Origin of the sequence: Paraglaciecola mesophila KMM 241, from assembly GCF_000315015.1 — a bacterium.
Taxonomy (GTDB): Bacteria; Pseudomonadota; Gammaproteobacteria; order Enterobacterales; family Alteromonadaceae; genus Paraglaciecola; species Paraglaciecola mesophila.
This window is the reverse complement of record NZ_BAEP01000075.1, coordinates 208,403-229,076: the sequence shown is the minus strand read 5'-3', so window position 1 is coordinate 229,076 and position 20,674 is coordinate 208,403. Positions and strand designations below refer to the sequence as shown.

At 44.8% G+C, this 20,674-nt stretch carries 13 protein-coding genes; 4 read left to right on the top strand and 9 right to left on the bottom strand.

Features of this window, described 5'->3' with window-relative positions:
- Positions 1-222: 222 nt before the first annotated feature.
- Positions 223-1,785: an amidase gene (locus tag GMES_RS18795; protein ID WP_006994379.1), complete on the top strand. Its 1,563-nt coding sequence runs from the start codon at positions 223-225 to the stop codon at positions 1,783-1,785.
- A 109-nt stretch (positions 1,786-1,894) separates the two neighbouring features.
- On the opposite strand, the gene GMES_RS18790 is transcribed toward GMES_RS18795, so the two are convergent.
- The gene (locus GMES_RS18790; RefSeq protein WP_006994377.1) at positions 1,895-2,359 is read right to left on the bottom strand and encodes a DUF192 domain-containing protein; all 465 of its coding nucleotides are present in this window, start codon (positions 2,357-2,359) and stop codon (positions 1,895-1,897) included.
- A 276-nt stretch (positions 2,360-2,635) separates the two neighbouring features.
- Positions 2,636-5,248 carry a bifunctional aconitate hydratase 2/2-methylisocitrate dehydratase gene (gene acnB / locus GMES_RS18785; protein WP_006994376.1) on the bottom strand — a complete coding sequence of 871 codons (2,613 nt, stop codon included), beginning with the start codon at positions 5,246-5,248 and terminating at the stop codon, positions 2,636-2,638.
- A 421-nt stretch (positions 5,249-5,669) separates the two neighbouring features.
- Between acnB and GMES_RS18775 the strand changes: the two genes are divergently transcribed.
- Both GMES_RS18775 and GMES_RS18770 read left to right on the top strand, forming a co-directional pair.
- Positions 5,670-6,746, top strand: coding sequence for a strictosidine synthase family protein (locus GMES_RS18775; RefSeq protein ID WP_006994375.1), 1,077 nt, complete (start codon positions 5,670-5,672; stop codon positions 6,744-6,746).
- A 347-nt stretch (positions 6,747-7,093) separates the two neighbouring features.
- Entirely contained in the window at positions 7,094-7,639 is a 546-nt protein-coding gene (locus GMES_RS18770; RefSeq protein WP_006994374.1) for a type 1 glutamine amidotransferase domain-containing protein, read from the top strand.
- Between the two features lie 58 nt (positions 7,640-7,697).
- On the opposite strand, the gene GMES_RS18765 is transcribed toward GMES_RS18770, so the two are convergent.
- The 4 genes from GMES_RS18765 to GMES_RS18750 form a co-directional block, all read right to left on the bottom strand.
- On the bottom strand, positions 7,698-10,052 hold the full coding sequence (locus GMES_RS18765; protein ID WP_006994373.1) for a YgiQ family radical SAM protein: 2,355 nt from the start codon (positions 10,050-10,052) through the stop codon (positions 7,698-7,700).
- A gap of 215 nt (positions 10,053-10,267) precedes the next feature.
- A complete protein-coding gene (locus GMES_RS18760) occupies positions 10,268-11,554 on the bottom strand; it encodes a lytic murein transglycosylase (protein WP_006994372.1) in 1,287 nt (428 codons plus the stop codon).
- Positions 11,555-11,753: 199 nt separating this feature from the next.
- Complete coding sequence (gene def, locus GMES_RS18755; protein ID WP_033186154.1) at positions 11,754-12,317, bottom strand: peptide deformylase; 564 nt, start codon at positions 12,315-12,317, stop codon at positions 11,754-11,756.
- Positions 12,318-12,346: 29 nt separating this feature from the next.
- Entirely contained in the window at positions 12,347-14,095 is a 1,749-nt protein-coding gene (locus tag GMES_RS18750; protein ID WP_006994370.1) for an ABC transporter transmembrane domain-containing protein, read from the bottom strand.
- A 697-nt stretch (positions 14,096-14,792) separates the two neighbouring features.
- Here GMES_RS18750 and GMES_RS18745 point away from each other — a divergent pair.
- Positions 14,793-15,725: an SGNH/GDSL hydrolase family protein gene (locus GMES_RS18745; protein WP_039987794.1), complete on the top strand. Its 933-nt coding sequence runs from the start codon at positions 14,793-14,795 to the stop codon at positions 15,723-15,725.
- Positions 15,726-15,939: 214 nt separating this feature from the next.
- Here GMES_RS18745 and GMES_RS18740 read toward each other — a convergent pair whose 3' ends face one another.
- The 3 genes from GMES_RS18740 to GMES_RS18730 all read right to left on the bottom strand — a co-directional run bounded on the left by GMES_RS18740 (position 15,940) and on the right by GMES_RS18730 (position 20,533).
- The gene (locus tag GMES_RS18740) at positions 15,940-17,994 is read right to left on the bottom strand and encodes a bifunctional diguanylate cyclase/phosphodiesterase (protein WP_006994368.1); all 2,055 of its coding nucleotides are present in this window, start codon (positions 17,992-17,994) and stop codon (positions 15,940-15,942) included.
- 566 nt (positions 17,995-18,560) lie between these two features.
- Complete coding sequence (locus tag GMES_RS18735) at positions 18,561-19,292, bottom strand: hypothetical protein (protein WP_039987793.1); 732 nt, start codon at positions 19,290-19,292, stop codon at positions 18,561-18,563.
- Between the two features lie 251 nt (positions 19,293-19,543).
- Positions 19,544-20,533 carry a phosphotransferase gene (locus GMES_RS18730; RefSeq protein ID WP_006994364.1) on the bottom strand — a complete coding sequence of 330 codons (990 nt, stop codon included), beginning with the start codon at positions 20,531-20,533 and terminating at the stop codon, positions 19,544-19,546.
- Positions 20,534-20,674: the final 141 nt, after the last annotated feature.

Genomic DNA, 20,674 nt, shown 5'->3' with positions numbered 1-20,674 from the left:
AATATGTACAAAAAAGATGCCATAAATTACCAGTTTTTTTGCGCAGATAAAGCACATTTTGCCTCTTTCTGTACACTTTTTGGAATAGCCTATGCGATAGTGACACCAGCCGTGCTATTTGAGTATTTCAAAGCACGTCTTGCCTTCTATCATTTAGTAATAAAAATCGCCAAATCCAGTCGAATTAATGGCGCAAATACAGTCAGTTAAGGAAACACAAACATGCTCCGATGTAAAACCATCAGCAATTCATTAATGAGCGGGATCGTCATTGCTTTGGTCGCCACCAATAGTTTTGCTGCACGAGCCAGTGAAGCCATTTCTAAGCAACTACATGAACTCACCCTCAATGAAACACAAACCTTATTGCGTGATAACACCATCACCGTCACCCAATTAAGCAATTACTATTTACAGCGAATCGAAACATTCGACGATAACGGCCCGAAACTCAATGCTGTCGTCACGCTTAATCAGCAGCTTGCTGAACAGGTTGCCGCGTTAGATAAGAAACTTATGAGTGACGCGCCGCTGGGCAAGCTATTTGGCGCCATGGTGCTACTTAAAGACAATATTGACGCCATAGGTATGCCAAACACCGCAGGGTCTTGGTTAATGCGAGAACACGTTCCTAGCAAAGATGCCTACCTAGTCGAAAAGTTGAAAGCGCAGGACGCGATTATTTTGGGTAAAACCAACTTGTCTGAATGGGCAAACTTTCGCTCTACTATGTCCTCAAGCGGTTGGAGTAGTTTGCACGGGCAAACCCTCAATCCGCATGATGTAACCCGCTCTCCGTGTGGCTCTAGCTCGGGCTCAGGTGTCGCCGTTGCCGCTGATTTCACATTATTGGCCGTAGGCACCGAAACAGACGGCTCGGTCACCTGCCCTGCCGCAGTGAACGGTATCGTGGGCATCAAACCTACACTGGGCTTTATCAGTCGCAGCGGTATCATCCCTATCGCCCACTCACAAGACACAGCTGGCCCAATGGCACGCTCGGTAGCTGATGCTGTCGTTATGCTTGAAGCCATGATGGGTGAAGACAAGAACGATGCGAGCAGCATTGCCCCTGTCCCCTTAGTTGAACATTTAAAAGCTGACGGACTAAAAGGCAAGCGGATAGGCGTAGTGCGCAACATGATGGGCTATCATCCACAACTTGATGTCGTCTTTGAAGCTCAGTTATCTATATTGGAAAAAGCAGGCGCTATCATCATAGACAATGCCAATATCGTGGATAAAGGTAGCTGGAATGAAGACGAGTACAGTGTGTTGCTGACTGAGTTTAAAGCGGATTTAAATCACTATTTAACGAAGAGCAATGCACCCATAAAAAGCTTACAAGAGGCGATAGACAAAAACCAAGAAGCGAAAGAGCGCACTATGCCTATCTTTGGTCAGGAAATATTCATCAGCGCCCAAGCAGCGCCTGAATTGACAGATGAACGTTACCTCGATGCGTTACACAGCGCCAAACAAAAAGCAGGTAAAGATGGCATAGACGCCACACTCGCAAAATACAACGTAGATCTACTGATTGCCCCTACTACGGCACCTGCATGGAAAATAGACCATATTGATGGTGATCACTTTCTTGGCTCAGCTAGCGGCGCCGCAGCAGTCGCTGGCTACCCGCACATTACCGTTCCTATGGGAGAAGTGCACGGCATGCCTGTCAATATGAGCTTTATTGGTGACGCAAAAAGTGAAGGTCTGCTGATTGAGGCGGCTTATGGGTTTGAGCAAGCAACTAATGCGCGTATCACTCCGCTACTTTTCTAGCGTATAAAAACCGTTGGCTGTAAGACCAGTGCCTATCGGCACTAAAGCACGCCGCAGCGAAAATGATAAAGGCGGCTAAAATGCCGCCTTTATCATCCAATTCAATTGGTTAATCTTTTATAACTAACCTGTCACCTACTTTTATATCATTTTTTGCAAACCAACCTTGATTCATCTCAAGTGCGTAAAGTACCGCTTGAGATGCCCCAACTGAGGTTAAGTCGTGGGGTTGCATCGCTTTAATATCGGTGATCACACCGTCACTGGTGATAAAGGCGACGTCGAGCGCTAAAAATGTGTTCTGCATCCACATACTGGCTTTTTTGACACCTGAGAACTTAAATAACATTCCACATTGGTTACACAGCGTTTTACGAAACATTAAGCCTTTTGCTCTTTGCTCAAACGTATAAGCATATTCCACCTCAAGAGGCTGTTTACCGATAGTAATGCTAACCAAAGGTAACGTCTGATATGACTCGTTCTCTTGGGCATTTGCCCCTAGCATCACACTCAAACTAAAAAAGCCTGCTAGCAAAACAGACGTGAACAAGCGAAGTGGTTTAATCAACATGTGTATTCCAATGATTTAGATAAAACCCTCGCAGCTAGCTGGCACGTAGCGTGTAAGCAATAACGGAGTTTTATTATTAATTCGGTTAAAACAAACTTAAAAACAATGGGTTAGTTTATTTATCAGACTAAAGTCTACTTTACCAGAAAACAGAAAGGAATAGCTCGAGAACACAGATTGTATCAAATACGGGTTTACCAATAAAAAAAGCCGAACTAGGCATTCACCTGTTCGGCTTACACTATTTTATTCTGATTTAGTTATATAAATCAGTGATTAAGCAATGTTAAGAGCAGGAATAATCTTCTCTTTCGCAGCAGCTTCTGCTTGCTTGAACTCTTCGATACGGTCGAAGTTCAAGTAACGGAAAACATCACCAGACATAGACTCAATCTTGTTCGCATATTCCATGTACTCAGCAGTCGTAGGAATACGACCAACAATCGCGCCAACAGCCGCAAGTTCAGCAGAACACAAGTAAACATCAGCACCATCACCTAAACGGTTAGGGAAGTTACGAGTAGAAGTAGACAATACTGTTGAGTTAGCTAATACGCGTGCTTGGTTACCCATACACAACGAACAGCCAGGCATTTCAGTACGCACACCCACACGACCGTAGATGTTGTAGTAGCCTTCTTCCATCAATACGGCTTTGTCCATCTTAGTCGGTGGAGAGATCCACAAACGAGTTGGTAAGGTTTTGTTGTATTGCTCAAGTAGTTTACCTGCAGCACGGAAGTGACCAATATTCGTCATACAAGAACCGATGAACACTTCATCAATTTTCTCGCCTGCAACGTCAGACAAGGTTTTCGCATCATCTGGATCGTTCGGGCAACAAAGAATAGGTTCGTTGATATCAGCAAGGTCGATCTCGATGGTTTCAACGTACTCAGCGTCTTTATCCGCTTCCATTAGTTCTGGGTTAGCCAACCACTCTTCCATCTTACGAGCACGACGCTCAAGGGTACGAGGGTCGCCGTAACCTTCGTTGATCATCCAACGTAACATGGTGATGTTAGACGTTAGGTACTCAGCGATAGATGCTTCAGACAACTTGATAGTACAGCCTGCAGCTGAACGCTCTGCAGAGGCATCTGACAATTCGAACGCTTGCTCAACGGTCAAGTCGTTTAAACCTTCTATTTCAAGAATACGACCGGAGAAAGCGTTTACTTTACCTTTTTTAGCAACAGTCAATAAACCTTGTTTGATGCCGTACAAAGGAATGGCGTGAACCAAATCACGCAAGGTGATACCCGGCTTCATTTTACCTTTAAAGCGCACCAATACAGACTCAGGCATATCAAGCGGCATTACGCCTGTTGCAGCTGCGAATGCAACCAAACCAGAACCTGCAGGGAATGAAATACCCATAGGGAAACGCGTATGCGAGTCACCGCCAGTACCAACGGTATCAGGCAATAACATACGGTTTAACCAAGAGTGAATAATACCGTCACCTGGGCGAAGTGAAACACCACCACGATTCATAATGAAATCAGGCAATGTATGCTGAGTATCAATATCAACCGGCTTAGGGTACGCCGCTGTGTGACAGAAAGACTGCATGGTTAAATCAGCTGAGAAGCCTAAACATGCCAGATCTTTAAGCTCATCACGGGTCATAGGGCCAGTAGTATCTTGTGAACCAACAGTGGTCATTTTAGGCTCGCAGTAAGTGCCTGGGCGAATACCCTCAACACCACATGCTTTACCTACCATCTTCTGAGCAAGGGTATACCCTTTGCCAGTATCAACAGGTTGGTCTGGCTTGCGGAATAAATCTGAAGCACCAAGGCCTAAAGACTCGCGCGCTTTTTCAGTCAAACCACGACCGATAATTAAGTTGATACGACCACCAGCGCGTACTTCGTCTAACAATACCTCAGACTTATACTCATATTTAGCCAGTTCAGCGCCTGTTTCAGCGTTAGTAATACGACCTTCAAGTGGGAAGATGTCAATTACATCGCCCATGTTCATGTTGTCTACTTCAGCTTCAAATACCAACGCACCAGCATCTTCCATGGTGTTGTAGAAAATTGGCGCAACTTTACCGCCGATACATACACCGCCGCCACGTTTGTTTGGTACGCCAGGTAAATCTTCGCCGAAGAACCAAAGTACCGAGTTAGTCGCTGACTTACGTGATGAACCTGTGCCTACAACGTCACCAACGAAAGCAACAGGGTGACCTTTCGCTTTAATTTCATCGATTTGTTTAAGTGGCCCAATTTCCCCATGCACCTCTGGCGTTAAGCCGTCACGGGTCATTTTATAAGCAGCGCGAGCGTGCAATGGAATGTCAGGACGTGACCATGCATCAGGTGCAGGTGATAAGTCATCAGTGTTTGTTTCACCGGTCACTTTGAATACTGAGTAAGTGATTTTCTCAGGCATCTCAGGGCGTGAAGTGAACCACTCTGCGTCAGCCCAAGATTGCAATACGTCTTTGGCGAATGCGTTTCCAGCGCGGGCTTTTTCTTCTACGTCATGGAAGGCATCAAACATCAGCAAAGTATGCTTCAATTCTTCAGCAGCAAGCTCAGCCAAATCATTGTTATCAAGTGCATCAACTAGCGTCACGATGTTATAACCACCGTGCATGTTACCCAATAATTGGATAGCAGCGTCTTTGCTGATCAAAGGAGATGATGCTTCACCGATAACGATAGCATTTAAGAAACCAGCTTTAACATAAGCCGCTTCATCTACGCCCGGTGGAACACGCTCTGATAACAACTCAAGTAAAAAGTCACCTTCCCCTGCAGGCGGCGCTTTTAACAACTCAACCAAACCAGCAACTTGCTCGGCATTTAATGGTTTAGGTGGGATACCTTCGGCAGAACGTTCTTCAACATGTTTACGATATGCTTCTAACACAATTAGGACCTCTTGGTTGACTCAAAGAACACCGGACGTTCTTGAGTATGTATATAAAACCGAGCAAGTATAAGGCTTATACGGTCAAAATAAAAATAACCTGTATGTTTATAGCCTTATACTGGCTATTCCCTACAAAAATAGGGGTTAATAGGATGTTAAGTGACGCGATAATCGTTTTTTATGACGTTAAAATACTCTTTTTTATTATTTCTGTTTTTATCTAGGGGCAAGTCTAATATTACAGAATACACTTGCTACTTCCCTAAAACTTACAGCGCCTCAATTGCACTTCAATGACAAGCTCGCTTTATAATCAGGTTAATAAATACACCTAGATAACTAATCATAATTTAACCTAACAATATCATCATGCTATATCTTGTTGGAATTTTTATCCCTTACATATCAGGAAGATATCATGAAATTGGTTAAATTCACGCTACTCGCCATTTTTGCCCTTGGCGCGTATTTACTACTATGGCCTGTCGCTATTGACCCAGTCGCTTGGCAAGCCCCCAAAGCCACAGGTTATGTTGGTCCATGGGCATCAAACAATGCATTAGCCGACTTAGATCTATTGTCGTTAGGTGGCCATCATGGGCCAGAAGATTTTGCCCTTCGAGATGACGGTGTTATCGCCACAGCTACCCATTCGGGTGACATTATGCTGCTGGCACCCAAAAGCAACGAATTTAAAACTTGGGTCAGTACAGGCGGTCGCCCACTGGGAATCGAGTATGACCTACAAGGGAATCTATTGGTTGCCGACGCGATGAAAGGATTACTATCCATATCCCCCAATGGCGATATTAGCCTTGTAACAAATCAGGTAGACGATGCTGACATTGTATACGCGGACGATGTAGACGTCGCACAAAACGGTATGGTCTATTTCAGCGATGCCACCAGCAAGTTTTCTGCCTCGCAATTCGGCGGAACATTACCCGCGAGTTTGCTAGAAATAATGGAACATAAAGGCAACGGACGTCTCTTGCAATACAATCCAAACACCGCTGAAACCAGAGTACTACTGGAGGGCTTAGTCTTCGCCAATGGCGTCGCGGTGAGTCACGATCAACGCTCGGTGCTAATCAATGAAACCGGTAGTTACCGTGTATTACGTTATTGGTTAAAGGGCCCAAAGGCCGGTAAAGTTGACACGCTTATTGATAACCTACCGGGATTCCCTGATAACATCGCCCGCTCTCCTAGCGGTGGGTATTGGCTCGGCTTTGCCTCCCCTCGCGCCAAGAGCATAGATGACTTATCTCAATCCCCCTTTTTAAGAAAAATGATTCAGCGCCTGCCCAGCTTTCTGCAACCAACAGGGAAAGATTATGGCCATGTCATTAAAATTGCCGAGAACGGTGAGGTGCTGATGGACTTGCAAGACCCTAGTGGTGCGTACCCCTTCACCACTGGCGTGCTAGAAACGGTTGACGCTTTGTATATCAGTAGCCTAACTGCTAACGCTGTCGGAAGAAGGCCGCTTTAGGGAAGGTAACCTACTAATCTGGATACTCACTGGTAATAAGCGTATCTCAACCTGCAAAGGTTACAGAAATTGCGTTTTAGCTTTTAGCTTTTTACGGTGTCCTTCACCCGCTCAGATGACGTGAATAGTTGCGTCGGTGCAAGCTGACACTGGCCTCTGTAAAAATTTCGCTTGTCTCTAAAATTTTGTCTGGCTCAGGGTGTGATAGAAAACCTCCCCTTTACAGTTAAATTTAAAACGTTCATACCTGACGGGACTTTGCGGCAAATTTAGGCATAAGGGTACTGTGGCACGGCATTAGCATTTCATCATTCACATTCTTGAGCTTGAAAGATGAAGGAAAAATTATGACTACGTCACTAGCACATAAACGTGTTGCCATTTTGGCCACTAATGGCTTTGAACAAAGCGAGTTATTTCACCCACTAAATGCCTTAAAAGAAGCCAACGTAAAGGTGGATATCATTTCTCTTGAGAAAGGGTCGATTAAGGGTTGGGATGAAGATAATTGGGGGGAGTCGATTAAGGTCGATTTGACACTTCAAGAAGCGAAAAGCGAAAATTATGACGCTCTTGTTCTACCTGGCGGATTATTCAACCCCGACACATTGCGTACCAGCAATGCTGCCATCGCGTTCATTAAAGATTTCTTTGCAGATGAAAAACAACGTCCCGTCGCAGCGGTGTGCCACGGCCCTTGGTTACTCATTGAAGCGGGAATAGTGAAAGGGCGTAATTTAACTTCTTACCCCAGCATTCAAACTGATTTACGTAACGCGGGGGCAAATTGGCAAGATGCACAGGTGCTGATTGATGGCCAGATCATTACCAGCCGCAATCCAGATGACTTGCCCGCATTTAGTGAACAAATCATCAAAGCGTTAAGCGCCTAACCCTCAAGCACAATAAAGTTGAGTTTTAGACATTGAATTTAAATAGTAAAAAGCCACATTAATGTGGCTTTCTTTTTTTATTACTGCTGTTTTTACGGCGGTTATCAGTGTTTGTACCGGCCGTGTTCCCGGTGCCACCGGCCTCATTATGCGGCTGATTGTCACTGAATCGAGTTAAGCCCTGTTGGGCTTTTTTACCCTTCGCTGTTTGCTGACCTTGACCATTCCCTTTGCCTTTCGCATACGCCTTATTTGCAGAGCGCTTCGCATACTCTTTTTGCTCACGTCCTTTTAACTCATTTCGGCTCTCAGCTGGTATCAAGCATTTAGCGCCATTGCCAATAAGATAGCCTTTACCCATGTCAGTTAATGCTTTACGTAACATTGGCCAGTTAGCCGGATCGTGATAACGCAAAAAGGCACGATGCAAACGACGACGAATTTCGCCCTTGGCCACGGTCACAGCTTCACTTTTGTGATTCACTTTATGTATTGGGTTTTTCCCCGTGTGATACATAGTCGTGGCGTTCGCCATGGGTGACGGATAAAAGTTCTGTACTTGGTCGAGTTTAAAATTGCGCTCTTTTAGCCACAGCGCCAAGTTCAGCATGTCTTCGTCTTCAGTCCCTGGGTGAGCAGAGATAAAATACGGTATCAAATACTGCTCTTTGCCCGCTTCCATGGTGTACTTGTCGAACAACTCTTTAAATCTATCGTAGGTGCCCATCCCCGGTTTCATCATTTTATCCAACGGGGCTTTCTCAGTATGCTCAGGCGCAATCTTCAAATAGCCGCCTACATGATGGGTGACCAACTCGCGTACATAATTTGGATCTTCAATCGCCAAATCGTAACGTACACCCGATGCAATAAGGACTTTCTTCACGCCTTCCACATTACGCGCTTTGCGATATAACTCGACAGTCGGCGTTTGGTCAGTGTCTAAATGCCCACAAATTTCTGGCCATACGCAGGATAAACGACGACATGCTTGTTCTGCTTTCGGACTCTTGCAACGCAATTTATACATGTTGGCGGTTGGGCCACCTAAATCAGAGATCACACCAGTAAAACCCGGAACCTTGTCGCGGATCTGTTCAATTTCGCGAATAATCGATTCTTCAGAGCGGCTTTGAATAACCCGCCCTTCATGTTCAGTGATTGAACAGAACGTACAGCCGCCAAAACAACCGCGCATGATATTCACCGAGGTTTTAATCATGTCGTAAGCAGGTATTTTTGCTTTGCCGTAGCTAGGATGCGGAACGCGTGCATAAGGTAAATCAAACACGGCATCCATTTCTTCAGTTTCAAGCGGGTAAGCAGGTGGATTAATCCAAATGATTCTATCGCCATGGCGCTGCGCGAGTGCGCGAGCACACCCAGGGTTGGTTTCTTTGTGCAAGATACGCGAGGTATGAGCGTAATGAGTTTTCTCGGCACGCACCACATCGTAAGCTGGTAGCATCACATAGGTTTTATCCCAAGGCTTGCGACGTTTAGTTTTTGAGGTAAAAGGCTGCACCACAATCGGCTGGGCTTTTTGTTCTTCAATGGCCGCTTGTTTATCCGCCTCAGAAGATACCGCACATTTATCTTCGATGATTTCGTAGGGGCTAATAACAGGGTCAATTTTACCTATGGTATCTAGATGAGTTGAATCGACACCTTGCCAACCAGGCAACGGTTCTTTGCGGATAACTGCCGTTCCGCGAATATCTTGCATTTGCTCAATGCTCTCACCCGCAGCAAATCGATGGGCCATTTCTAATAGCGGACGTTCAGCATTACCGAACATCAACATGTCAGCTTTTGAATCAAACAGCACAGAGCGGCGCACTTTATCTGACCAGTAATCATAGTGGGCAATGCGGCGCAAACTGGCTTCGATACCACCAATCACTACTGGTTTCTTGTAGGCTTCTTTACAACGCTGAGTGTATACGGTAACTGCTCGGTCTGGGCGCTTGCCCCCTTCATTATTAGCAGTGTAGGCATCATCGTGACGCAATTTTCGCTCAGCAGTATAACGATTGATCATGGAGTCCATGTTACCTGCGGTCACGCCGAAGAATAAATTCGGCTCACCTAACTGCATAAAATCGTTTTTGTTAGTCCAATCTGGCTGAGAAATAATCCCGACGCGAAAACCTTGTGACTCAAGCACACGGCCAATCACCGCCATACCAAAACTCGGGTGATCCACGTAGGCATCCCCGGTAACAATAATGATGTCGCAACTATCCCAACCTAAGATTTCCATTTCTTTGCGTGACATGGGTAAAAATGGCGCAGGGCCAAAACACTCAGCCCAATACTTGGGATAAGAAAAAAGACCGCGCTCGGCTTTCATACGCTCAGCAGACTGGCGTTTAACAGGCGATTTAGCGACAGGTTGACTCAGGTTGGACATACAACTCCACAAAAATAAAAAGTATTAAAAAAGCGCTCGAGAAGGAAATGCGAAAAAACGCTTAAAATTTGACCGCGGGAGTATATACCTAAAGTGCTTTTTAGCCCAGTAAAGACCGCAAAAAAGGCAAATATTTACCGTGAGGAATAATAGACACTGCCCATAAGATTAATGGGCAGTTTAACGCTGTAACAAAACAATATATTGCACAGTGCTTATGAGTTGCTTGGCAGAGGCTGCTCCATTAAGGCATCGAACACGTCCCGTGCTGGGTAACCATCTGCAATCATGTCTTTTGATAATTGAAATTGGCGAATACCACTTCGTGTACCCGGTCCCAAAATACCGTCGGCCTTGCCCACATCAAAACCTAAACCATTAAGCTTATCCTGTAGCTGACGCATTTCATCTACCGTGTAATCCGGCAGCTCAGGCAGGGTTTTAGACAAGGTACTCAAACCAGCAATACGGTCCGCCAAGTGCCCCACAGCGATACCGTAATACTCTGAGTTGTTCCAGCGCAATATCACATTAAAGTTCTTATAGGCTAAGAACGACGGCCCTGCATGACCAGCTGGCACCAGAAGCGCACCTTTGATATCGGCGTTACCAATAGCATGGCCATCAGTACGGGTGACGCCAGCGCCGTTCCATACAGAAAGCGCTTTGGGTTCATTTTTGCCGGTTAAGGTATAATCGAATGAATCAGGCAGACTCACCTCACGTCCCCATTTGTAGCCCGATTGCCAACCTAAATTTTTCAAAAAGTTAGCGGCCGAAGCCAGTGCATCTTGCTCGCTGTCCCAAAGATTAATTTGGCCGTCTTTATCTCCGTCAACTGCGTATTTCATATAAGCAGAGGGCATAAATTGTGTATGCCCCATGGCACCGGCCCAAGAGCCAACCATTTTTTTATCGTCTAGTTTTTCACGATCGATGAGTAACAAGGCTTGCATTAATTCACTGGAAAAATAACGGCTACGGCGATTGTCACATGCCAAAGTGACTAGCGAATCAATAACTGGGCTTTTTCCCTTGTAAGAGCCAAAATTCGTTTCTAAGCCCCAAAAGGCTAATAGATACTGAGCTGGTACACCATATTCTTTATTTAACTCCCCAAGAAAAGCACGGTGCTTGGCCATCATTTGTTGGCCTTTTTCAATGCGCCATGTGTTAACCCGTTTTTCAAAGTAATCTGTAAAGGTTTGTACAAACTCAGGTTGATTTCTATCCAGCGAGATGATCTTTTCTTTGTATCTGGCGCCGCCAAGCACTTCTTCGGTGACACGCTTAGAGACACCGGCTGTTTTAGCTTGCCCCTGTAGGTCGACAACACATTGTGCAAACATGGCCTGTGGGCTCGCCACCACTTGGGCCTTACTTGCAATCTCCTGTTCACCTGACGCATTTACGTCACTGGCATCTGGTTGAGCAGCCACACTGATGCCGCTTAGCAATGAGCAACATACTATGGCAGATAATTTCTTTAACACAGTTTGCAACGGATATCCTTACTGATAAAAATGGGCATTCACATAAGTTTTCTTACGCTATACCACTGGTAATAAATCATAGCTTTGAGTGGGTATCGCTTATTTTAGCCTTCGCCCGTCAAAAAATTATTCAAATACGCCTATTCATTTGTTGATATAAGCACATGCCGGAATGAGCGGCTCTTAGCAGTGCTCGACGTAACACCGCTTAACGATTATCGTCGTTTTTGATTTCGCTCTTTGGTTCATCAATGCCTGCTATTTCTTTGCGCCATACGGATTCAGCCATAATATCGGTGTTAAGCTCAATATGGTCAAGCCACGTTTTACCAATTAGATGATCAAATTCGTGTAGGAAAATGCGTGCCACAAACCCATCTAAGCGCTGAGTGGCCGGCGTTCCATCGCGTTGCAGATACTCTATCTCAACCCAAGTCGCCCGGCGAATAAAACCACGTAAACCAGGCACAGACAAACACCCTTCCCAGTCCTTTACTGTATCCTCGCTACTTTGTATCACTTTGGGGTTAATTAACACCAAAGGTTCCATGTCAGGTGCATTTGGGTATCTAGGGCCGGGCCGTGATGCAATGATCATGACTGCGCGCTCATCAAATACTTGCGGTGCTGCAATACCGACCCCATTGGCCTCTTCCATCGTCCCGAGTAAGGCATCTACGAATTCTTGAAACGCAGCGGTTTCAATATCTGTCTGGGAGACTGATTTGGCTGGCGTACGTAAGACAACTTCACCCACTTGGGCAATTTTCATCATGTTATTTTTCTCATTCTTTTCGTGAATTAACTGACCAACTGCAACTCGGCGAATTCCCGATAAAGCGCATTGCTAGCGAGTAATTCTTGGTGATTACCTATTGCCACTACCTGGCCTTTGTCCATCACGACTATGCGATCCGCATTAATTACAGTAGCTAATCTGTGGGCAATAATTAAGGTGGTCTTTTCGCGCATGAGTTCATCCAAAGCCAGCTTGATGAACTGCTCATTAGCAGCGTCCAGTGAGCTGGTTGCTTCGTCCAGCAACAAAATAGGCCTATCAGCGAGGATCGCCCTAGCGATAGAAATTCGCTGTTTTTGCCCACCAGATAAACGGACACCTCGCTCGCCCAAATAAGTTTGGTAGCCTTCGGGCAACTGCTCAATAAACTCATCAGCCCTGGCCGCTTTAGCTGCTGCTTGCACGTCTTCATCGCTGGCGTCCGGTCGTCCGTAGCGAATATTCTCGGCAACACTACTAGCAAAAATCACTGAATCTTGGGGGACAAGGGCATATTGTTGGCGTAAAGCCTCTAGCTCAAGTTCTGCTATGTTCACCCCTTCTAAGCTAATTTGCCCCGACTGAATATCATAAAACCGCAGCAACAGTTGAAATAAACTCGATTTGCCAGCTCCACTTGGCCCAACTAACGCAATACGCTCGCCCGCTTTTATGTCGAGGGAGATATGCTGTAATGCTGGACTACCTTCGCCGCTTGGATAACTAAAAGTCACATCTGATAGGGTTAAATTGCCTTGCACCTTTTTTGCTAATAATTGTGGGGTTTCTGGCTCAAGCACTTCACTTTCGGTATGCAATAATTCCATTAAGCGTTCGCTAGCTCCGGCTGCTTTTTGGACTTCCCCTATGACCTCACTTAATGTCGCGACCGCACCGCCTGCCATAACGGCATAGAACATAAATGCGGTAAGCTCACCAGCGCTAATACTGGCGCTTAGCACCTGCTGTGCCCCTAACCAAGCGACTAAGGTAATGGCGGTCATGCTGATGCCCATAATGGTGGCCATCATCAAAGCACGAAAGCGAATGCGGCTATTGGCCGCTGTCATAACATCCTCTACCCGACCGGCAAACATACTTCTATCTAGATGCTCATGTGAGTAGGCTTGAACGGTATGAATTTCATGCAGTGATTCATCCACGTAAGCACCTAAATCTGCAACTCGGTCTTGACTGTTTCTGGCATGCAAACGCACTCTGGCGCCAAAGAAGCGAATTGGCAATAATACAATCGGCACTGCAATCAATACGTACAAGGTCAGCATGGGGCTGGTGACTAACATCAGCAATAATGCACCAATAAAGGTAATGCCTGCGCGCAGTGCCATTGACAGCCCCATACCCACCACCGACTGCAGTACAGTGGTGTCACTGGTGAAACGTGAAATCACTTCACCCGTGCGGGTTTTTTCAAAAAAAGCGGGGGGAAGCGTCAGCAGGTGAGAGTACACAGATTGGCGAATATCTGCACTGACGCGCTCTCCTAGCCAAATCATCAGGTAAAAGCGAAAGTAGGCGGCAATACTGCCCAGTAAAGCAATCCCCACCACCACCAGCATCATTTGATTAAGCATGGCAGCGTTATTGGCAACAAAGCCTTCATCAACCACAATCTTTACGCCTTGCCCCAGTAACAACCAAGAGCCAGAGCCCACGATAAGTGCACCGATAGCACATATCACCTTTGTTTTATACGGAGCGAGTTGGCCAAATAACCAGCGCATTAAGGTAAGAGTTTTTACAGCTTTCACAGGTGTCCTAAAAATATTACCAACGCAAAATAAGAGTGACTCAACAATATATTTCACATTCGACTTAAAACAGATTATTAGAATGTTGGGGCACTTTGCTGCATTTTAAATCAGTTATTTACATCGGGTAATAAATCAGGTGTTTAGCTTCAATCTTTAATACACTGGTACTCCACTCTTCACAAGGTGAGCTGTAATTGTTTAGCAACAAGCAAACTCTATATGGATATACTCCCCCCTGTCCGTTCCACGAAATGATCAAGCCGAAACGGTATGCCCCCATATGCCCCCAGAGAGGTGTCTCACTACCCTATTTGCTTACCATGATGCTCGCTACATTCTTACCACTGCCCCTAGAAGTATGGCGTTTTTGCAATGGTAATGAGTTGGATAAATATTAACAGCTTCACACTGGTGATAATTAAGCCTGCAATTTAGATGCTGACAACATGAACTGAACGCTTTAGCGCTTTGCTAAGTGTCAGACTTTTTTGCAATTTTATGTTTTATTCATCCAGAAATAGCTTAAGCCTTTGATTTTATTGGAAGGCTTGAATTATGCATTGCAAATTTCTAGCATGAAAAACATCTGCGTGCATTATGGGTGTTCTGTGCTGATGCTTGTCCTTAATTGGATACTAACAACAATAAATTCTAATTGGCGTTGTGCAGTATAGAAGCGCCCTGAGGTGAAATAATGAATAAACTGACCATGCCACTGTCCAGTGGCCTCAAATATTTGCTTAATACAACTAAAAGAACCTTGTGTGTAACGGGAGCATCATTGCTGATGTTTGTCAGTTCAACCGCGTCCGCCACGCCGATCAGTGATATGTATGTGTTCGGTGATTCGCTTTCTGACACAGGCGCGTTTACAGCACTGGCTCCTGGTTTTTGTCCTGATCCACCTTATGCTGATTGTCGGTTCTCAAATGGCCCTGTGTGGGTTGAGCACTTAGCAACTGATTTAGGCGTGTCAGCCACTACCGCTTATGCAGGTGGCACAAATTGGGCAATAGGAGGCCAGCGTACGGACAATTTATTTGCTGACTCCAACTTTGGTGGCCAACTTTTTAACTACTTAGGCAGCGCAGGTGGCATGGCAGATGCCGATGCACTCTATGTTATCTGGGCAGGAGGCAATGACTTTTTGCAAAATGATCCCGACGGTACCTATACCCCAGGCGATGCAGCACAGAACATTGTCGACAGCGTGGCTACTTTAGCTTTAGCGGGGGCGATGAACTTTCTAGTGCCGAATTTGCCGATTGCAGCACCTTGGGCGATCGAATTTAACATGGCGTTGGCAAATGGCCTAAATGGCATCAGTAGCGGCCTAAACATCACCCAACTTGATGTCTTCAGTACCTTTGTAGACATCACGTTAAACCCAGGTGATTACAACCTAACAAATGTGACGGAGCCCTGTTTAGATGTGGCGAATGCGACTTTGTGTACTAATCCTGATGAGTATTTACTTTGGGACCAAGTTCACCCTACCGCTGTTGGCCACCAGCTTATTGCCTCTGCCGCACTCGCTGCTTTAGCGGTGCCTGAACCCGCCTTACTGGTACTTTTTGGTTTTGGCATGTTGGCGCTTGTACGCACAAGACGAAAAATGTTCCTTTAACTCCACTGCACGTTAATAAATGATCCCTTACTTATTAAAGCAGATTGGTATAACAGACTGTTCGAGCATAAGCCCTCATCAGAGGGCTTTCTAATGAGGCTGGAAAATTGTCATTTTAGTGCCTATATCACGGCTCATCTATTGCCAATACTGCGCTCTTCTACTCACCTGAATCGACGCGATCGCATTAGGTTATTTCATTACAAAAAAATGTTTAGCTTGCTGGAAATCTATAATCTATTAATGCTTGGGCTGGTATGGGTTTACTAAAATAGTAGCCTTGAACTAAGTCGCAACCGAGTTTATCTAGCAACATAAGTTGCTCATGGGTTTCAACACCCTCAGCGACCACCTGTAGGTCTAAACTATGTGCCATTGCGATGGTTGCTTTAACTAAATCAAAGTCTTCCTTGTTCACAGTGATGCCATCAATAAAGCTTCGGTCTATCTTTAAAATATCAAATGAATAGCGACGCAAATAACTCAGTGAAGAGTAGCCTGTACCAAAATCGTCCATCGATAATTTCACACCTAACTGATGAAGCTCTTCAAGTGCCTCATCTACATAGGCATTACCAACCATTAATACTCCCTCAGTAATTTCAAACTCCAAGTTTTCGGGCGCGATTTCTTCTTTGCGCAATGCCGATAAAATAAAGTTAATTAGCTCTTTATCCCTAAATTGGCGCGGCGATAAATTGACCGCAATAGTATAGTTTTTGTTATGAATACACGCCCACTCCCGCAAAAACTCTAGAGCTTGTTCAATAACATATTTACCAATGGGCACAATTAAGCCGGTATGTTCAGCGATGGGGATAAATTCGTCAGGCGGCACATTACCCAATGCCGGATTGCGCCAACGAATTAATGCTTCAGCACCAATGACATTTCTATTTTGCACATCAAATTTCGGTTGGTAGAAGACCTCAAATTCGTTGCGCTGCAGGGCTAGATTGAGCTGCTCTTCAATCTCAAAACGGCGCAACATGATTGCATTCATTTCTTTAGTAAAAAATGAATACGTATTGCGCCCAGACAATTTTGATTGATACATAGCCGCGTCAGCGTTACGCAATAAATCTGAAGCGCTACTACCATTTTCCGGATAGGCCACAATACCGATACTTAACGTTAAAATAAGCTCTTTACCGTCAATTTGAAAAGGCTCTCTAAAAACCCGGAGTAGATTTTCAGCCACCTCTTTAGCATCATTATCATCGGCTAGCGCGCGCAATAATACGATAAACTCATCACCCCCTAAACGCCCTACCGTATCGGCTTTACGTAAGGCTAAGGTTAGCCTGTTGGCCGCCTCTAATAGGAGTTTGTCACCTACTTCGTGGCCTAATGAGTCATTCACCTTCTTAAAGTCGTCTAGATCTAGAAATAGCAGAGCGGCTTTTTCTTTGTTTCTTTGCGCCTCTTTAAGCATTTGCGATAAACGATCCAGGGACAAGAAACGATTTGGCAGCAAGGTTAAACTATCGTAATAGGCGTGATGGCGTATCGTTTCCGCCGCTTTGTGCTGTTCAGTAATATCGCGAACGATCACAACAATTTGTTTGTACGCCTTAACATGACTTAGCCTAGCTTCAAAGTAGCAAACACCTTCAGGCAGTGTTAGCTCATACTCAAAGGTTGAAATGCCCTCCTGCTCAATCACCCTTTTATTGAATAGCGTATACTTGCGTGCCACCCTGCGTGGAAACAAATCTGTGATAGTGCGTCCGACGCATTCACTTGGCGACGCACCGAGATATTTGCCATCTCCCCCATGGGTATCAATTATGGTGCCGTCTTCTTCCATCAAGAAGAACAAATCTGGGGTGGCCTCAAAGACAGCTTCCAACATGTTGTCTTTAAATTTAGCTTGCGCTTGGGCTTGTCTTACTTCGGCAAGATTAATGTCAATACAGTACATTTCGTGCTTGTCATGTTCATTAGTGAACAAAACATGACTTGAAAAGACAATTACATCGCCACCATTTTTATGGCGCAATGTCAGTTCTTCAGCAGGAATTTTAATGCCGTTATTGATCCAATCAGTGTGGGCGGCAATAACGGGTTCACGCATAAAGTCGGGGAAAATGAGGTCTTCGAGTTTCTGACCTAAGGCTTCTTCTTCGCTATAGCCATACAGCAACTCACTGCCTAAATTCCAGTAAATTACATTCCGCTCTTCATCGTATCCTTGAACAGAAAGAGCATCTACCTCGTCAAACAACTGATATACAGCGTCTTTTATGGCTTCTTGATGGACTATCATAGTACTAAATTGACTGCCTCTTGGTTAGTGTAGATAAGCTTTGCCTATCTTTAGTAATCAATATCGCGCCTATGAGTAACAGTATGGGCATGAAGATAGCGCCTGTACTCTTATACAAAGAATAAACGCTAACGTTGAAGTGCGCAATTTTCGAAAGATTGGCCGTTGATCCTTGATCTTTAATCTACACGAAAACAGCACCACAGCAATGGTAAGAATATTATACTGGTAAACCAGTTTATCGAGAAGCTCCAAGTAACAGTTATTGCCTTTTTAATATAGCCACAATACTCAAAGTGATACAGATTGCTTCTGTAATGACCACGTACATGACTGCAGTGTGCTGCACTTCAAGCTAGAGAATAAAAATTTACTTAACGGCATTCCGCCGGTTAGTACGTGTTTGCAAGACGGTAAAGTACAATTACTAGATAAATCACAAATATCAGATAAAGAATAAGAAACAGTTTGAAAATCGCTTAACAGAACCGCTACCTTAATTATTAGCAGTCATTCACAGACAAGGTGCATCAGGAACTTATTAACCCATTTAAGGCGCCGAATTATTAGCGAGGCTCACCTGAGTCGGACACACAAGAGGATTTAGTAGAAGTTGTAATAGAAGGTGCACGAGAGGGTTCACTATTCAAAATAGCAAGCACCAATACAAAGAAGCACAGCACTAGGTTAAACAGCGGTAGTTGCAACGCTGGCGGCATCAAATAAATCAGCAAAACTGAAGGGATCCACACCAACCAATTGGTTACTATCGTAGTGGGTAAATAGACTAATAACAGTCGTTTATCCAATAGCTGCATAGTATGACGTACATTGAAATGCGCGTCTTTAAATTGATAACAAATCGTCAGTAGTGGACATGTGAACAAAGCACTAAACACAAACTGGTCAAAAGCGATTTTCTGGATCAGGGTGACGGCATCAGTACCGTTGCCAAACAAGGTAATTTGCAAACCATAGAATGCATCTACCAACCAACCCATAAAGGCCCAAAGTAAACAGTAAAATAATAACTGCCCCGAAGGCTTAAAATGAATTTGACCGGATAAGCGTAAGTACAAAAAAGGCAGTAAGCCGCCGAACACCGCGGTAGATATTACAGCGTAAACCACACCATAGTGCGATTTAAGATCCGCGAAAAAATTAAACACGGGTTGGCTTGCAGGCCAATGGAAAAAGCTTAATCCAATGCCTAATGCAATCAGCTGTAAACACACGGCAGGAATGAAGTTTAGTTTTAATGCTCGGCGGATGTTCGAAACCAAAAGAGAATGACTCATAAAGGATAAATGTCTCAAGTAAGCATGTTTACCATAGAGAAAAATGCGGATGCTAGCGTCATCGATTCCAGCAGAACGTACTAATGCAAATTCACGAAGTTCAATACTGTAATGATTAGCCCTAGGGTACAATCTTAATCATCAATTCCGTAAGCCTGTTACTGTAAAAAGCAAAATTAAGCCATATAGCGAGGTAATAGCGAATAGTTCGGCTACGTCAATATAGCAAAAATAGCGGATCGTGCGGCTGCTCACAGAACGCTATTCAATACCTTTGCCGTCTGCCCTTGCATAAATTCGTTTATTTTCACATGCTCTGGACTCCAGCCGAGTAAAAAACGATGAAAATCAGCCCATGCAAAAGGTATTAATCCTCGCCACTCTTCCTCTAGCTGTGCGACCCAAGGCTGATTATTCTCATGTGAGTGCCTAGAAATTAGCGTTTTATTCAACTGCGCAAAATAATAATTAATATAGATATCGTGTCTTTCGAACAGCACAGGGGCAGACAAGCAACTGCCTAAGAAATACATGACATCTTTGACGCCTATCCCCCTGCCTACGTACTGAAAGTCCACCGCGGCGACTTTTTCACCCGCGCTAAAACAAAAATTCGCTAGTTTTGCATCGCCGTGTAACAGTGTTTGAAAACGCGCATTATTCAGTGCCTCGTCAATACGCTGAGCATTGTTTTTGAGCACGCCTTGGGGCATCGCATCAAACTCTGCTTGGCGAGTAGCCAAATACCAGTAACAACCAACGGGCCATAATGTCGATGTGTCTATATTGATAAAACGTGCGTGAAAATGCGCTAACCAACTCAGTACTGTTTTAATCTGCGTGTCTGTAACGCCAGTGTATAGCAAATCAAAACCGCTACTTTTTAAGTCCTCCATGATTAAGGTTAGTTGCTCTGGGTGGTTTGGCTCTTTGATTAGCCCGATAAACTGCGGCACATAACACGTCTCATCACAACGCCCGGCGAAAGACTGGTAAAACTCCGCTTCCACTTGATAGGAGCGCACTTTACGTTGGTGCCCCACGTCACTGTGCCAACCTCGAGGATGATGCACCTTGGAGGGAGGTGAAACATGCTTCACAATCACGCTCTTGCCCAGCTTAGGGCTATCGTAACGAGCAATCTCACCGTACTCGCTCCACAAGCTTTGCAATAGCTCACGCTTAATAAGTCGAGGGTCGTTAAAAAAATCTCGTAGTGCCAAAAGTAACTGAGTTTGCATACTTGCCTAATAAAGCGAATGTAACGGCCATTGGAGGAGTCGGGCTATTTTGCCTTAAGGTTACTTTGGCAATCAAGGCTTTAGGCTGTCACAATGGCGAGCTGTTAACGCCCTACAGTTGTTAGGCGTCAATTTCGTACA

What these genes read in the sequence shown, in the direction of transcription:
- GMES_RS18795 (WP_006994379.1), top strand. Translation starts at nt 223, where the DNA reads ATGCTCCGATGTAAAACCATCAGCAATTCATTAATGAGCGGGATCGTC.
- GMES_RS18790 (WP_006994377.1), bottom strand. Translation starts at nt 2,359, where the DNA reads ATGTTGATTAAACCACTTCGCTTGTTCACGTCTGTTTTGCTAGCAGGC.
- GMES_RS18775 (WP_006994375.1), top strand. Translation starts at nt 5,670, where the DNA reads ATGAAATTGGTTAAATTCACGCTACTCGCCATTTTTGCCCTTGGCGCG.
- GMES_RS18770 (WP_006994374.1), top strand. Translation starts at nt 7,094, where the DNA reads ATGACTACGTCACTAGCACATAAACGTGTTGCCATTTTGGCCACTAAT.
- GMES_RS18765 (WP_006994373.1), bottom strand. Translation starts at nt 10,052, where the DNA reads ATGTCCAACCTGAGTCAACCTGTCGCTAAATCGCCTGTTAAACGCCAG.
- def (WP_033186154.1), bottom strand. Translation starts at nt 12,317, where the DNA reads ATGAAAATTGCCCAAGTGGGTGAAGTTGTCTTACGTACGCCAGCCAAA.
- GMES_RS18745 (WP_039987794.1), top strand. Translation starts at nt 14,793, where the DNA reads ATGAATAAACTGACCATGCCACTGTCCAGTGGCCTCAAATATTTGCTT.
- GMES_RS18740 (WP_006994368.1), bottom strand. Translation starts at nt 17,994, where the DNA reads ATGATAGTCCATCAAGAAGCCATAAAAGACGCTGTATATCAGTTGTTT.
- GMES_RS18735 (WP_039987793.1), bottom strand. Translation starts at nt 19,292, where the DNA reads ATGAGTCATTCTCTTTTGGTTTCGAACATCCGCCGAGCATTAAAACTA.
- GMES_RS18730 (WP_006994364.1), bottom strand. Translation starts at nt 20,533, where the DNA reads ATGCAAACTCAGTTACTTTTGGCACTACGAGATTTTTTTAACGACCCT.